This window comes from Streptomyces sp. NPDC101194 (assembly GCF_044767885.1).
Lineage (GTDB): Bacteria > Actinomycetota > Actinomycetes > Streptomycetales > Streptomycetaceae > Streptomyces.
Window position 1 is genome coordinate 613,987 of sequence record NZ_JBIWOS010000001.1, and the last position, 14,891, is coordinate 628,877.

A 14,891-nucleotide genomic window follows, 5' to 3' on the forward strand; every position below is an offset into this window, starting at 1 on the left:
GCTCGGCGGGCCGAGGTTGCGCGCGTGCCGATCCGGTCGCGGAGCGGCCGTGCCCGGGCCGGCTCCGGGTCCGTGCGGTACCCTGGCGCCATGCGTGCCGTACGCCTTCTGCTTAGCGAGCCGCGCTGATCAGTCCCGACCGGTGAGAATGCCTGGTCGGAATCGGCGCGGCGTCCCCTCCTGTGCGAGGGGATTTTTCGTTTCCGTAGACGCGTGTCCGTAGACGTGGGCGCCGGCAGATGACGATCGATGGAGCTTTGAGGATCATGAGCGAGACGAATTCCGCAGCCGAGACGGCTGCGCCGCACCGCTACACGGCGGCGATGGCCGCCGACATCGAGGCACGCTGGCAGGACTTCTGGGACGCCGAGGGCACGTACGAGGCGCCGAATCCGACCGGTGACCTGGCGGACGATCCGGAACTGGCCGCCAAGCCGAAGAAGTTCATCATGGACATGTTCCCGTACCCCTCGGGTGCGGGCCTGCACGTCGGTCACCCCCTGGGCTACATCGCCACCGATGTCTTCGCCCGTCACCAGCGGATGACCGGGCACAACGTGCTGCACACCCTGGGCTTCGACGCCTTCGGCCTGCCCGCGGAGCAGTACGCCGTGCAGACCGGCACGCACCCGCGGGTCTCCACCGAGGCCAACATCGAGAACATGACCGCTCAGCTGCGCCGGCTGGGCCTGGGCCACGACAAGCGCCGCTCGTTCGCCACGATCGAGTCGGAGTACTACAAGTGGACCCAGTGGATCTTCCTGCAGATCTTCAACTCCTGGTACGACACCGAGGCCGACCGGGCCCGTCCGATCGACGAGCTGGTCGCGCAGTTCGAGAGCGGTTCGCGTGCCACCCCGGACGGCCGTGACTGGAGCGCGCTGAGCGCAGCCGAGCGCGCGGACGTCCTGGGCGGGTACCGCCTGGCGTACGCCTCCGACGCGCCCGTCAACTGGTCGCCGGGGCTGGGCACCGTCCTGGCCAATGAGGAAGTGACGGCCGACGGACGCTCCGAGCGCGGCAACTTCCCCGTCTTCAAGGCCAAGCTGCGCCAGTGGAACATGCGGATCACCGCCTACGCCGACCGGCTGCTGAACGACCTGGACGGGCTGGACTGGCCCGAGGCCATCAAGCTGCAGCAGCGCAACTGGATCGGGCGTTCCGAGGGGGCGCGCGTCGACTTCCCGGTCGACGGCGCGGGCGACATCACCGTCTTCACCACCCGCCAGGACACCCTGTTCGGTGCCACCTACATGGTGCTGGCGCCCGAGCACGAGCTGGTCGAGCGGATCATTCCGGCCGCCTGGCCCGAAGGCACCCACCCGGTGTGGACCGGCGGACACGCGTCCCCGGCCGAGGCGGTCACCGCGTACCGCAAGCTGGCCGCCGCCAAGTCCGACGTGGAGCGGCAGGCCGAGGCCAAGGACAAGACCGGTGTCTTCACCGGTGCGTACGCGACCAACCCGGTCAGCGGCGAGAAGGTGCCCGTATTCATCGCGGACTACGTCCTGATGGGCTACGGCACCGGCGCGATCATGGCCGTACCGGCACACGACGCGCGGGACTTCGCCTTCGCGCGCGCCTTCGAGCTGCCGATGCGCTGTGTCGTCGAGCCGTCGGACGACCGTGGCACGGACACCTCGACCTGGGACGACGCCTTCGCCTCGTACGAAGCGAAGCTGGTCAACTCCGCCAATGACGAGATCTCGCTGGACGGCCTGGGTGTCGTCGACGCCAAGGCGAGGATCACCGAGTGGCTGAAGGCGCACGGTGTCGGCGAGGGCACCGTCAACTTCCGGCTGCGCGACTGGCTGTTCAGCCGCCAGCGGTACTGGGGAGAGCCCTTCCCGATCGTCTACGACGAGGACGGCATCGCGCACCCGCTGCCCGAGTCGATGCTGCCCCTGGAACTGCCGGAGGTCGACGACTACTCGCCGCGCACGTTCGATCCGGAGGACGCCGACACCCAGCCCGAGACCCCGCTGTCCCGGAACGCCGACTGGGTCGACGTCACCCTGGACCTGGGCGACGGCAACGGTCCCAGGAAGTACCGCCGCGAGACCAACACCATGCCCAACTGGGCCGGTTCCTGCTGGTACGAGCTGCGCTACCTGGACCCGAACAACGACCGCAAGCTGGTCGACCCGGAGATCGAGCAGTACTGGATGGGCCCGCGAGAGGGGCAGCCGACCGGCGGCGTCGACCTGTACGTCGGCGGCGCCGAGCACGCCGTGCTGCACCTGCTGTACGCCCGTTTCTGGTCCAAGGTGCTGCACGACCTGGGGCACATCTCGTCCGCCGAGCCGTTCCACAAGCTGTACAACCAGGGCATGATCCAGGCGTTCGTCTACCGGGACAGCCGCGGCATCGCGGTCCCGGCGGCCGAGGTCGAGGAGCGCGACGGAAAGTTCTATCACCAGGGCGAGAAGGTCAGCCGCGTCCTGGGCAAGATGGGCAAGTCCCTGAAGAACGCCGTCACGCCGGACGAGATCTGCGCCGAGTACGGGGCGGACACGCTGCGCCTGTACGAGATGGCGATGGGCCCTCTGGACGTGTCGCGGCCGTGGGACACGCGCGCCGTCGTCGGCCAGTACCGACTGCTGCAGCGGCTGTGGCGCAATGTCGTCGACGAGGAGACCGGCGAGGTCACCGTCGTCGACACGGAGCCGGGCGAGGAGACGCTGCGGGCGCTGCACAAGGCGATCGACGGGGTCGGCCAGGACATGGCCGGGATGCGGTTCAACACGGCCATCGCCAAGGTCACCGAGCTGAACAACCACCTGACCAAGGCGGGCGGCCCGCTGTCCCGGAGCGTCGCCGAGTCGCTGGTGCTGCTGGTGGCGCCGCTGGCGCCGCACATCGCCGAGGAGCTGTGGCGGCGCCTGGGCCACACCGAGTCGGTCGTGCACCAGGACTTTCCGGTCGCCGACCCGGCATACGTCGTGGACGAGACCGTGACCTGTGTCGTACAGGTCAAGGGCAAGGTGAAGGCACGCCTGGAGATCTCCCCGTCGATCACCGACGAGGAACTGGAAGCACTGGCCCTGGCCGACCCGGCCGTGGTCGCGGCGCTGGACGGTGCGGGCATCCGCAAGGTGATCGTGCGCGCGCCGAAGCTGGTCAACATCGTCCCGGCGTGACGGCGCCGACAGTCGTCGCGTGAGGGTGAGCACCGTTCTCGCGTGACGTCCGTCGTGCAACCGCACGATGCCGTACGGCGATGTGGGGGCGTTCCCCTACGGGCAGGTTGGGGGTTCCGAAGGAACCCGCGGCCTGCCCTTTCCGTTTACCGTGGAGGGGCCGGCACCCGGCAGCCGAAACGACACCCGAGGGGCGCTCATGGAAGCCGTGATCCTGATTCTGGGGTTGCTCTTTTTCGCGTTCGTGGCCCTGGGCGTCTATGTGGGCGTCAAGGCCATCGGTGCGGCGAAGCGGGGCGTGGACCGCACGATCACCCAGGCACGCCGCACCGTCGAGGACACCACGCTGCGGGCGAAGAGCTACGGCCAGCCGGGCGTGGCCGGTGAGCTGGCCCAGCTGCGGCTCGCGCTGCGCACGTCCATGCGGGCCACGCAGGAGGCGCTGCGGACGGGCGTAGTGGAGGATGCCTCGCTCTCGGAGTCGCTGGGTCTCTTCCAGCGGTTGAGCGTGCACGGTCGGGAGCTGGACGACGACCTGAAGAGACTGGAGCGCGAACCCGACCGTGCGACGGTCGCCTCGCTGCTGCCGGGCCTGAAGCAGCGTACGGAGCGGATCACGCACTCGGCGGATTCACTGCGCTGGGCCGCGCGCGACCGGGCGCGGCGGTTCGTCGAGGACGATCTGGACGCGCTGAACGCGCAGATCGACGTGGAGGCGGGGGCGCTGCGGCACTGGACGGTGGAGCCGGACGAGCCTGTCCGCGGACAGGGACAGCCGCAGGGCGAGCGGCATGAGCCGGGGACCGGACAGGCGCAGGGGAGCCGGCAGGGGCAGGGGGCCGGGTCGGCCGACGATGCGGCGCAGGCGATCACGGCTCCGGATCCGCGACGGCGAACCGCCTACCCGTGGCAGAAGACAGCCCGGCCCGAAACGACGAACTGAGCCCGGCCCGAAGCGACGAACCGACTGGGACGTTCGTCGACCGGAGGCGACAGGATGCGGTCCGAAGAGATCGGGAGCGATCATTCGGTCGGGGTCGGACTGCCGAGTCGCGGACTCGCCAGGTAACCTCCCGCTCATGTCCCGCCATGTCGCGATCGTCACCGATTCCACGGCCTACCTGCCGCCCGAGACGATGGAGCGGCACGGCATCACCGCGGTGCCGCTGACCGTCGTGCTCGGTGATCAGGCTCTGGAGGACGGCACCGAGATCTCGGCCCGCTCCCTCGCCCTGGCACTCCAGAAGCGTCGCCCCGTGACGACCTCCCGGCCCAGTCCGGAAGTCTTCGCCGCCGCGTACCGGGCGTCCGCCGAGGCAGGAGCCGAGGGCATCGTCTCGCTGCACCTCTCGGCCGAGATCTCGGGTACGTACGATGCCGCTCTGCTCGCGGCGAAGGACGCGCCGGTCCCGGTACGGGTCGTCGACACCGGGATGGTCGCCATGGCCCTCGGATTCTGCGCCCTGGCGGCTGCGGAGACGGCGGAGGCGGGCGGAAGCCTGGACGAGGCCGTCGCGGCGGCGGAGAAGCGGGCCGCGGGCACCTGCGCGTACTTCTACGTCGACACGCTGGACTATCTGCGCCGCGGCGGCCGTATCGGGGCCGCACAGGCGCTGCTGGGTTCGGCGCTCGCCGTGAAGCCGCTGCTCCAGCTGGACGGAGGCCGCATCGAACTGCTGGAGAAGGTACGGACGGCCTCGAAGGCGATCGCGCGCCTGGAGGAAATCGTCACGGAGCGGGCGGGAGGGGACCGGGTGGACATCGCCGTGCATCACCTGGCGGCACCCGAGCGGGCCGAGCGGCTGGCCGAGCGGTTGCGCGAGCGGGTGTCCGGCCTCGTCGAACTGCATGTCAGCGAGGTGGGCGCGGTGATCGGAGCGCACACCGGGCCCGGTCTGCTCGGGGCCGTGGTCTCGCCGCGCTGAAGCCGGTACGACGACCCCCGCTCATCGGCCTTCACCCGTCGGGGTGGTCGAGTTGTCCACAACTGGCCGGTTGTCCACCGGAATTGGGTCTGCTCGGCGAGTCCGGACGGATGTGCCTACCGTCGTGAGGCATGGCTCCCCGATCACATCGTGCAACCAGAGGAAGCGGCAGCGGTCCCGGCCGCGCCGGTGACGGCCCCGGTCCGGGCCCGGGACGACGACGGTCCTCGCGCGGCCGTGCGGAGGGCTTGGCGGCGGCTTCGCGAGGTCGGGCGGACGCCCTCATGGCGGGGGCCCACGGCGGCCGGGTGGCGCGGCCCGCGTTGGGTATGGCAGTGGCTCCGGTTTCGGCGCCCGCTTCCGCTTCGGGCTCTGCCTCCGTCTCCGCCGTGGCACCTGCGCCCTCTTCCACTTCTGTCCCTGCCGCGGCTTCTGCTGCCGCTGCCGCTTCAGCCCCGGTTCGCGACCCGGACCTGAGCCCGGCGTCGGGTTCCGCTGCCGACAGGGCCATGGTCATGACCGCGGTGACAGCCACGGCCTCCACGTCGCCCTCGGCGGCTACTCCGTCGGCCGCCTCGACGGCGGCCCGGACGCCGTCACCGACACCGACAACGGCGCCGGGCTACGGGGCACCGGGACGGTGGGCGCGGACGGTTCCCGCGTTGCGGGAGCGGATTCCGGTGTGGCTGCAGCTCAGATGCGGCGTGGAGCCGCGGACCCTTGCCGCGCTGGCCGTTGTCCTGGTCGCGGCCGCGGTCTTCGCCGCGGTGCATTTCTGGTCCGCGCGCCCTCATTCCGTACGCGTTCCCGACCCGGTCGACGAGATTGCGCACGGCAGGACTTCGAAACCGGTGGCGGCGGGCGACGCGATGCCCGAACCGACACCCGGGCTGCCACCCGCGACAGGGCCGGACGGGCACGTCGTCGTGGATGTGAGCGGAAAGGTCCGAAAGCCGGGAGTCCTTCGACTGCCGTCCGGCTCAAGGGTCGCCGATGCGCTGCGAGCGGCGGGCGGAGCCGGGCCCGGTGCCGATCTCACGGGTCTCAACAGGGCTCGCGTGCTCATGGACGGAGAGCAGATCGTGGTGGGTGCCCCATCCGGCCCCCCTGGCGCCGGTGGCACGGGAGGAGTCGCTCCGGGGGCCGGCGGTGGGCCCGTGGCCGGACCGGTCAGTCTCAACCAGGCGACCGTCGAACAGCTCGACACCCTGCCCGGTGTCGGCCCGGTTCTCGCCCAGCGCATCATCGACTACCGCACACAGCACGGCGGCTTCAGGTCCGTCGATGAACTCCGCGAGGTCAACGGGATCGGCGACCGCCGGTTCGCCGACCTCCGGCCGCTGGTGGGGCCGTGAGTCCCCCGGACGTCCATGCGGCATCGGGCCGACGACTGGGTGTCTCCGACCCGCGGCAGGAGGGCCCGCTGGACCTTCGGCTGGTCTTGCCGGCCGTGGCGGCCTGGGCCGGAGCGTCGCTCGCGCTGAGCGCGCCGGGGCGGTGGACGACGGTGGGCGTGATGCTCTGCTTCGGTGCGGCCATGGTGCTCCTGGCGATGCGCGGAGTCTCGGCGACCCGCGCGATGCGCAGTCGGCCGGCCGGTGCCGGGGGCGGGGCTGCGCGGGGCGAAGACGCGGTGGGCCATCGGTGGCCGCGCAGCAACGCCGCCACAACCGTGACGGCCGCCGCTGCGGCGCTCCTCTGCGCGGCGGCCGGGGCCGCGTCTGCCGGGCTGCACCGCGCCGAGGCGCGGCAGGGACCGGTCCCGGGGATGGCCCAGCGGTTCGCGCGGGTCGAGGCGGAGGTGACGGTGACGTCCGACGCCCGGTGGACCCTGCCCCGGGTGCGCGGTGATCACAGCATGCCCGCCTCGCTCCTCATGGACGCCGAGATCACGGCGCTGACCGGGCCCGACGGGGCGGTCACCCGGTTGAGCACGCCGGTGCTGCTCATCGTCCCGCCCGGCCGATCGACGGCCCGGTGGCAGCAGTTGCTTCCTTCGACACGCCTGCGCTTGGACGGTCGGCTGGCGCCTTCGCCGCACGACGGGGAGCGCAATGCCGCCGTGCTGCGGCCGGAGGGCAAGGGTCCGCCCCGCGTCACCGGGCCGCCCTCCTCGGTCCAGCGCACGGCCGGTGCCCTGCGAGGGGGGCTGCGGCAGGCGACCGAGCGGCTCGATCCCGATGCGCGGGCTCTTCTGCCGGGCCTGGTGGTCGGCGACACCTCACGGGTCACCCCGGAACTGCACGATGCCTTCCAGGCGGCCGACCTCACCCACCTGATGGCGGTCTCCGGTGCCAACCTGGCGATCCTGCTCGTCCTGTTGATCGGGCCGCCGGGCACGGCGACACGCGCCGAACGCCGGGGCCTGGCGCCCAGGTTGGGCATCTCACTGCGGATGACCGCGTTGCTCGGTGGCGGGCTCACGCTCGCCTTCGTCATCGTCTGCAGACCCGAGCCGAGCGTGTTGCGGGCCGCGGCCTGCGGACTGATCACGCTGCTCGCCATCGGTACGGGGCGCCGCAGGTCGCTGATCCCCGCGCTGGCCGCCGCGGTCCTGCTGCTGCTCCTGTACGACCCGTGGATGGCACGCAGTTACGGCTTCGTCCTCTCCGTCCTGGCCACCGGAGCCCTGCTCACCATCGCCCCGAAATGGAGCGACGCGCTGCGGCGGCGTCGAGTTCCGGCCCGGTTCGCCGAGGCGCTGGCCGCGGCGGCCGCCGCGCAGGCGGTGTGCGCGCCGGTGGTCGTGCTGCTCGCCTCCCGGGTCAGCCTGGTGGCGATCCCGTGCAATCTGCTGGCCGAGTTCGCGGTGGCGCCCGCCACGGTTCTCGGGTTCGCGGCACTCGCGCTGGCACCGGTGGCCATGCCGGTGGCAGAGCTGTTCGCCCGGATCGCGGGGTGGCCTGCCGGGTGGATCGCCTCGGTGGCCCGCACCGGGGCGGCCCTGCCCGGTGCGGAGATCGACTGGCCCGACGGCGGGAGGGGCGCGCTGCTGCTCGCCGCGCCGACGGCTCTCGTGGTGCTGTGCGCCCGTCGTGTCGTGCGCCGTCCCTGGGTCTGTTCGGCCGCCGTACTGCTGCTGCTCCTCGCCGTGCTGCGCCCGGTTCCCCTCACCCGGGTGCTGTCCGGATGGCCGCCGCCGGACTGGGCGTTCGCGATGTGTGACGTGGGGCAGGGCGACTCGCTGGTGCTGGCCGCGGGGGACGGCGCGGGCGTGGTCGTCGACACCGGTCCCGATCCCCGGCTCGCCGACCGGTGCCTGCGCGACCTGGGCATCACGGAGGTGCCGCTCCTGGTGCTCACACACTTCCACGCGGACCACGTGCGGGGCCTGCCCGGCGTGCTGCGGGGCCGAGTGGTGGGAGCGATCCAGACGACGAGCCTGGACGAACCGCCGGACCAGGTCGCGTTCGTACGGAGAACCGCTGCGGTGTCGCGCGTCCCTCTGGTGCGGGCCGCTCCCGGCGAGCGCCGCCGGATCGGGCCGCTCGACTGGCGGGTCCTCTGGCCGAACGGCGGTACGGGGGCGGACGGTTCACCCGTGGTCCCGGGGACCGGGCCCGTACCGCAGGAGCCGAACGACGCCAGCGTCACCCTGTACGTCCGGACCGGCGGGCTGACCCTGTTGCTCCTGGGCGACCTCGAACCTCCCGCCCAGCAGGGGTTGTTGCGCAGCCGTCCCACGCTGCCACGGGTGGACGTCCTCAAGGTCGCCCATCACGGCTCCGCCCATCAGGACCCCGCTCTGCTGCGCAGCGCGCACCCGAGACTGGCCCTGGTGAGCGTCGGCAGGGGCAACCCGTACGGTCACCCCGCCCCGCGCACCGTCGACGCGCTCAGAGCGGGCGGTGCGGTGGTGCTGCGCACGGACACGGACGGCGCGATCGCCGTGACGGGTGCCGGGGCCGGGCTGAGGGCGGTGAGCCGGTCGTGAGTCCCACTCCGGCGGCTGCCCGCACGGCCGCGCGTGCGGTCGTGCGGGCGTACGGTCGCCGAGGCTCAGTCCAGCCAGACCCCGTCGGCCATGAGATCCCGCCCGGCCAGTTCGTTCTCCTCCCTCCACGCCTTGACCGCGTGCGGGGTGAAACGGAGGTAGACCCACGTGGTGCGGCCCCGCAGATCCCAGTTCAGTTTTGTCGCGAAGGCGTCGCCCGATGCCACGGTGAGGTCCGCCCCCTCGACGACCTCGGCCGTGGCCTCGATGAGCACCACGTCACGGGTGTGACCGAGGCTGATCCTGGCCCGCCCGGCCGGAGTCACATTGACCGCGGTGGGGTTGGTGCGCCGGGTGGCCATCAGCAGTGTTCCGGAGTCCCACACGAACGACAGCGGCACCAGGCTCGGCTCTCCGTCGTCCGAAGCGGTCGCCACCCATGCGTCCTGGTCTTTCTCCAGACGGTCGAGTGCATCCTGCTTGCGCTGCTCCCGGCTGCGTGCCGGCTCTGGATTCGTCATGCTCCGTACGCTAGTGCTGCGACCGGAAGGACGCGACGGACCGGTGAGGCGTGCAGATGGAACGGCCAATTCGGACCTTCGGTAACACCTCTACTCAAGACCCTGCGAGCCGCTCCGTTTGCCTCGAACGGCTCAAGAGTGATCGAATGCATGCTCGTCGGTGGGCCGCTGCTCCGACGAGGACGTCCAGCCGCCAGGCCCCAAGGTGAATCGCCCCCGGGGGTTGGTGGAAGATGTTCGGCCGTTGGCTGGGAAACAAGGGAGCGGCGGGTGCCCCGCGCGGCAACGCCCTCTCCGGACTCGAGGTGCCGCGCACCGCCGGAGTGCTCAGTTGCCGAGTGCTCGACCCGGTCGACGAGCCGGTGCCGCAGGCCGAGTTCGTCATCACGGACAGCGCGGGCCGCAAGGTCGTCGGCGGTGAGACGGACCCGTACGGCAGCGTCCTCGCCACGGTCCCCGCCGCTGAGTACCGACTGGCCGTCACGGCTGAGGGTTTCACTCCGTTCCACGGCGCCGCCACGGTCGTCGAGGGCGGCCACGCGAGCCTCGGCGACGTGACCCTGAAACTGTCCGCGCCCCCGCAACTGCCCGATCCGGGCGAGTGGGAGGTCGAGCCGATGCACTCGCAGATCGGCTTCACGGCCCGTCACATCGGCATGGCGCGCATCCATGGCCGGTTCAACACCTTCGCCGGGGCCGTCCGGATCGCCGACCGCATGGAGGACTCGGCGATGCACGTGATCATCGACGCCGCGTCGATCGACACGAACGTCCAGATGCGCGACGACCACCTGCGCTCCAGCGACTTCCTCGACGTGGGCCGCTACCCGACGCTCGAGTTCTACAGCGACCGTTTCGTCCACCGGGGCGGTACCCGCTGGGGCGTGACCGGCGCGCTCACATTGCACGGCGTCAGCCGCACGGTCACGCTGGACACCCAGTACCTCGGTCTGGGCAACGGCCTGGAGGGCGAGACCCGCGCCGCCTGCCGGGCCACCACGGAACTGCACCGCGAGGACTTCACCCTCACCTGGCAGACCATGCTGGCACGCGGCATCGCGGCCGTCGGCTCCAGCATCTCCATCGACATGGACATCCAGATCGTCCCCAAGAGCTGAGCGGAGGTCCCCGGTACCGGCCCGGGACAGCCCTCAGGGGGCCTCGAGCCAGCCCTCGTACTCCGCGGCGAAGGCATCCAGTGCCGAGGCGTCCAGCAGCCCCGTCGGGTCCTCCACGACCACCAGCCACTGGGCGTCCTCGGCATCGTCCTCGCCGGCCAGCGCATCGCGTACGAGTTGGGGCTCCTCGGGCACCCCGAAACGGTCGGCGAGTTCTCCGGCCACCTCCTCCGCGGCCTCGCGGTCGGGCAGCACCAGCACATGTCTCACATCGCTCACCTGCCCATTCTCCCGTACGGCGTACACCGTGCGGTCCGGCCGACGTGGTCTCGTCGGAAGGGTGGCGCCGGGCGCCCAACAATCGTTCGAGTTCCCCGGGCGCCGCGGAAGGCTCCCGCGCGAGACGGGTCGGGCACGGGCCCCGATGGCTGTCGGTGCCCCATGGGATGCTGGACGGCGATGGCCACCAGAAGGAATTCCACCGACGACCCGCTCGCCCCCGTCACGCTCGCCGTGGGACAGGAGGACCTGCTCCTCGACCGTGCCGTGCAACAGGTGGTGGCGGCGGCCCGCGCCTCCGATCCCGACACGGACGTCCGCGACCTCACCTCCGACCAGCTCCAGCCCGGCACCCTCGCCGAGCTGACGAGCCCGTCGCTCTTCGCCGAGCGCAAAGTGGTGATCGTGCGCAACGCGCAGGACCTCTCCGCCGACACGGTCAAGGACGTCAAGGCGTACCTGGGCGACCCGGTCGAGGAGATCACTCTCGTGCTGCTGCATGCCGGCGGCGCCAAGGGCAAGGGGCTGCTGGACGCGGCCCGCAAGGCCGGGGCTCGGGAGGTCGCGTGTCCGAGGACGACCAAGCCGGCCGAGCGGCTCTCTTTCGTACGGTCGGAGTTCCGGGTGCTGGGGCGCTCGGCGACCCCCGAGGCGTGCCAGGCGCTGGTCGACTCCATCGGCAGCGATCTGCGGGAGCTGGCGAGCGCCGCCTCGCAGCTCGTCGCGGATGTCGAGGGCACGATCGACGAGGCGGTCGTGGCCCGTTACTACACGGGCCGTGCGGAGGCTTCGAGCTTCACGGTCGCCGACCGGGCGGTGGAGGGCCGGGCGGCGGAGGCGCTGGAGGCCTTGCGCTGGTCGCTGTCGACCGGAGTGGCGCCCGTACTGATCACCAGCGCGCTGGCGCAGGGCGTACGCGCGATCGGCAAGCTGTCCTCGGCGCGCGGGGGCCGGCCCGCCGACCTCGCGCGTGAGCTGGGCATGCCTCCGTGGAAGATCGACCGCGTGCGCCAGCAGATGCGCGGCTGGACGCCGGACGGCGTGGCGGTGGCGCTCCGGGCGGTCGCCGATGCGGACGCGGGCGTCAAGGGCGGCGGTGACGACCCCGAGTACGCGTTGGAGAAGGCCGTGGTCGCGGTGGCGCGGGCGGCCCGGTCGGGGCGGTAGGCCGCGTCGACGAACTGTCGTCGTCCGTCGAAGGCCGGGTGTCGGCCCGGCTGACGCGGCCGTCCCGGTCGACCGGCACGGGGTCGACCGGCACGGGGTCGACCGGCACGGGGTCGACCGGCACGGGGTCGACCGGCACGGGCCGGCGTCGCTCGGTGCCGTACGGACGGACTCGGTGGTCCACTCCGCCCACTGATCCATGGCGGGCGGATCGGGCCGGGACCCCGTACGCCGAAGGCCCCGGCCTCGCTCTGGGGGAGAGCGGAGATCGGGGCCTTCGGTTCACGCTTGGTGCGCCGCACCCGCGTGGCGAACGCAGGTTCGGTGTGCGGCGCGGGGGCCGGGCAGGGGCGGGAGAGAGGGCCCGCTGGTCCGTTCCGGCGGTTACATCAGAAGAGCTCAGCCCTGGAGGGAGGCAACCTTGGAGGCCAGCGCCGACTTCTTGTTGGCGGCGGCGTTCTTGTGGATGACACCCTTCGAGACGGCCTTGTCGAGCGCGCGGGAGGCGTCGCGAGCGGCCGTGGTGGCCTTCTCGACGTCACCGGCGGCGGCAGCCTCACGGGCCTTGCGGATAGCGGTCTTGAGCGAGGACTTGACGGCCTTGTTGCGCAGGCGCGCCTTCTCGTTCGTCTTGTTCCGCTTGATCTGGGACTTGATGTTCGCCACGAAAAGAGCCTTTTCAGGTTCGTTGGATCTTCGATGTGCGCCCCACGGCCCGGGAGGGTCGCGAGGCACAGCTGTCAACGGTACCAGCACGGCTCCGACCGGCCCAAACCGGTCTCCGCCCCACAACCATGGGACGATGGAGGCTACGTATCGATCCGACCGAACCGACATCGACCCGAGACACGGCGTTCGGCGTCTCAAGAATCAGGACCCTGCGTGCCCGCGACTCCTACCAACGTGCCCGAGCCGAGCCGTACCGACCCGGCGCTGATCCGTAACTTCTGCATCATCGCGCACATCGACCACGGCAAGTCGACCCTTGCCGACCGGATGCTTCAGCTGACGGGCGTGGTCGACCAGCGGCAGATGCGCGCCCAGTACCTCGACCGGATGGACATCGAGCGCGAGCGCGGCATCACCATCAAGTCCCAGGCGGTTCGACTGCCCTGGGCGCCCGAGACGGGTGAGGACCAGGGCCGCACCCATGTCCTCAACATGATCGACACCCCGGGCCACGTGGACTTCACCTACGAGGTCTCCCGTTCGCTCGCCGCCTGCGAGGGCACGATCCTGCTGGTCGACGCCGCGCAGGGCATCGAGGCCCAGACGCTGGCCAACCTCTACCTGGCGATGGAGAACGACCTCACCATCGTCCCGGTCCTCAACAAGATCGACCTGCCTGCCGCGCAGCCGGAGAAGTTCTCCGAGGAACTGGCCAACCTCATCGGCTGCCAGCCGGAGGACGTGCTCAAGGTCTCGGCGAAGACCGGCCTCGGTGTGGAAGCGCTGCTCGACCGTGTGGTGAAGGACGTCCCGGCCCCGGTCGGCAAGGCCGACGCCCCCGCCCGCGCGATGATCTTCGACTCGGTCTACGACTCCTACCGCGGCGTCGTCACGTACGTCCGTGTCGTCGACGGCCAGCTCAACAAGCGCGAGCGCATCAGGATGATGTCGACGGGCGCCACCCACGAGCTGCTGGAGATCGGTGTCTCCTCCCCGGAGATGACCCCGGCCGACGGCCTCGGTGTGGGTGAGGTGGGCTACCTCATCACCGGGGTGAAGGACGTCCGGCAGTCCAAGGTCGGTGACACCATCACCTCCCTGAGCAAGGGCGCGACCGAGGCGCTGGGCGGCTACAAGGACCCCAAGCCGATGGTGTTCTCGGGCCTGTACCCGCTGGACGGCTCGGACTACCCGGACCTGCGCGAGGCGCTCGACAAGCTCCAGCTCAACGACGCCGCGCTGGTGTACGAACCGGAGACCTCCGCCGCGCTCGGGTTCGGCTTCCGCGTCGGCTTCCTCGGCCTGCTCCACCTCGACGTGATCCGCGAACGGCTGGAGCGCGAGTTCGGCCTCGAACTCATCGCCACCGCCCCCAACGTGGTCTACCGCGTCGAGATGGAGGACGGCACCGAGCACACCGTCACCAACCCGAGCGAATTCCCCGAAGGCAAGATCGACAAGGTGCACGAGCCCGTCGTGCGCGCCACGGTCCTGGCCCCCAGCGAGTTCATCGGCGCGATCATGGAGCTCTGCCAGAACCGGCGCGGCACGCTGCTCGGCATGGACTACCTGTCCGAGGACCGGGTCGAGATCCGCTACACCCTGCCGCTCGCCGAGATCGTCTTCGACTTCTTCGACCAGCTGAAGTCCAAGACGCGGGGTTACGCCTCCCTCGACTACGAGCCCACCGGCGAGCAGTCCGCCCAGCTCGTCAAGGTCGACATCCTGCTGCACGGCGACAAGGTCGACGCGTTCTCCGCGGTCACGCACAAGGACAAGGCGTACGCGTACGGCGTGCGGCTCGTCGCCAAGCTGCGCGAGCTGATCCCGCGGCAGAACTTCGAGGTGCCGATCCAGGCGGCCATCGGCTCCCGGGTCATCGCCCGCGAAACGGTCCGCGCCATCCGCAAGGACGTCCTCGCCAAGTGCTACGGCGGTGACATCTCCCGTAAGCGGAAGCTGCTGGAGAAGCAGAAGGAAGGCAAGAAGCGGATGAAGATGGTCGGCAATGTGGAGGTGCCGCAGGAGGCCTTCATCGCCGTGCTGTCGACGGACGAGTCGGGCGGGGACGGCAAGGGCAAGAAGTAGCGTCCACCGCGGGGCCGAGGAGGTCCTTCGCCCCGGCTCCGCCCCCGCCC

11 protein-coding genes are annotated in these 14,891 nt (G+C 71.0%); 8 read left to right on the forward strand and 3 right to left on the reverse strand.

Annotation, left to right across the window (positions count from 1 at the left end; genetic code table 11):
* Positions 1-266: 266 nt before the first annotated feature.
* From leuS to ACIRP2_RS02695, 5 genes are all read left to right on the forward strand, one after another.
* On the forward strand, positions 267-3,140 hold the full coding sequence (gene leuS, locus ACIRP2_RS02675; protein WP_404245802.1) for a leucine--tRNA ligase: 2,874 nt from the start codon (positions 267-269) through the stop codon (positions 3,138-3,140).
* Between the two features lie 199 nt (positions 3,141-3,339).
* Positions 3,340-4,083 (forward strand): hypothetical protein, encoded by a 744-nt coding sequence (locus tag ACIRP2_RS02680; protein WP_404245804.1) that lies wholly within the window; start codon positions 3,340-3,342, stop codon positions 4,081-4,083.
* Positions 4,084-4,219: 136 nt separating this feature from the next.
* A complete protein-coding gene (locus ACIRP2_RS02685; RefSeq protein ID WP_404245806.1) occupies positions 4,220-5,065 on the forward strand; it encodes a DegV family protein in 846 nt (281 codons plus the stop codon).
* Positions 5,066-5,727: 662 nt separating this feature from the next.
* Positions 5,728-6,420 (forward strand): ComEA family DNA-binding protein, encoded by a 693-nt coding sequence (locus ACIRP2_RS02690; RefSeq protein ID WP_404245808.1) that lies wholly within the window; start codon positions 5,728-5,730, stop codon positions 6,418-6,420.
* Complete coding sequence (locus ACIRP2_RS02695; RefSeq protein ID WP_404245810.1) at positions 6,417-8,999, forward strand: ComEC/Rec2 family competence protein; 2,583 nt, start codon at positions 6,417-6,419, stop codon at positions 8,997-8,999. Before ACIRP2_RS02690 ends, ACIRP2_RS02695 begins: the two co-directional genes overlap by 4 nt.
* 65 nt (positions 9,000-9,064) lie before the next feature.
* Here ACIRP2_RS02695 and ACIRP2_RS02700 read toward each other — a convergent pair whose 3' ends face one another.
* Complete coding sequence (locus tag ACIRP2_RS02700) at positions 9,065-9,520, reverse strand: pyridoxamine 5'-phosphate oxidase family protein (protein ID WP_404245812.1); 456 nt, start codon at positions 9,518-9,520, stop codon at positions 9,065-9,067.
* Between the two features lie 233 nt (positions 9,521-9,753).
* Between ACIRP2_RS02700 and ACIRP2_RS02705 the strand changes: the two genes are divergently transcribed.
* Positions 9,754-10,638, forward strand: coding sequence for a YceI family protein (locus tag ACIRP2_RS02705; protein ID WP_404245814.1), 885 nt, complete (start codon positions 9,754-9,756; stop codon positions 10,636-10,638).
* Between the two features lie 33 nt (positions 10,639-10,671).
* On the opposite strand, the gene ACIRP2_RS02710 is transcribed toward ACIRP2_RS02705, so the two are convergent.
* Positions 10,672-10,917, reverse strand: a complete 246-nt coding sequence (locus ACIRP2_RS02710) for a hypothetical protein (RefSeq protein WP_404245816.1) — start codon at positions 10,915-10,917, stop codon at positions 10,672-10,674.
* 180 nt (positions 10,918-11,097) lie between these two features.
* On the opposite strand from ACIRP2_RS02710, the gene holA reads away from it, so the two are divergent.
* Entirely contained in the window at positions 11,098-12,084 is a 987-nt protein-coding gene (gene holA, locus ACIRP2_RS02715) for a DNA polymerase III subunit delta (RefSeq protein ID WP_404245818.1), read from the forward strand.
* Positions 12,085-12,483: 399 nt separating this feature from the next.
* On the opposite strand, the gene rpsT is transcribed toward holA, so the two are convergent.
* Positions 12,484-12,750 (reverse strand): 30S ribosomal protein S20, encoded by a 267-nt coding sequence (gene rpsT / locus ACIRP2_RS02720; RefSeq protein WP_124717766.1) that lies wholly within the window; start codon positions 12,748-12,750, stop codon positions 12,484-12,486.
* 216 nt (positions 12,751-12,966) lie between these two features.
* Between rpsT and lepA the strand changes: the two genes are divergently transcribed.
* The gene (gene lepA / locus ACIRP2_RS02725; protein ID WP_404245821.1) at positions 12,967-14,841 is read left to right on the forward strand and encodes a translation elongation factor 4; all 1,875 of its coding nucleotides are present in this window, start codon (positions 12,967-12,969) and stop codon (positions 14,839-14,841) included.
* Positions 14,842-14,891: the final 50 nt, after the last annotated feature.

Excerpts from the sequence above, each read along its gene's own strand:
- ACIRP2_RS02705 (WP_404245814.1), top strand. The coding sequence starts at position 9,754 with ATGTTCGGCCGTTGGCTGGGAAACAAGGGAGCGGCGGGTGCCCCGCGC.
- ACIRP2_RS02685 (WP_404245806.1), top strand. The coding sequence starts at position 4,220 with ATGTCCCGCCATGTCGCGATCGTCACCGATTCCACGGCCTACCTGCCG.
- leuS (WP_404245802.1), top strand. The coding sequence starts at position 267 with ATGAGCGAGACGAATTCCGCAGCCGAGACGGCTGCGCCGCACCGCTAC.
- ACIRP2_RS02680 (WP_404245804.1), top strand. The coding sequence starts at position 3,340 with ATGGAAGCCGTGATCCTGATTCTGGGGTTGCTCTTTTTCGCGTTCGTG.
- ACIRP2_RS02700 (WP_404245812.1), bottom strand. The coding sequence starts at position 9,520 with ATGACGAATCCAGAGCCGGCACGCAGCCGGGAGCAGCGCAAGCAGGAT.
- holA (WP_404245818.1), top strand. The coding sequence starts at position 11,098 with ATGGCCACCAGAAGGAATTCCACCGACGACCCGCTCGCCCCCGTCACG.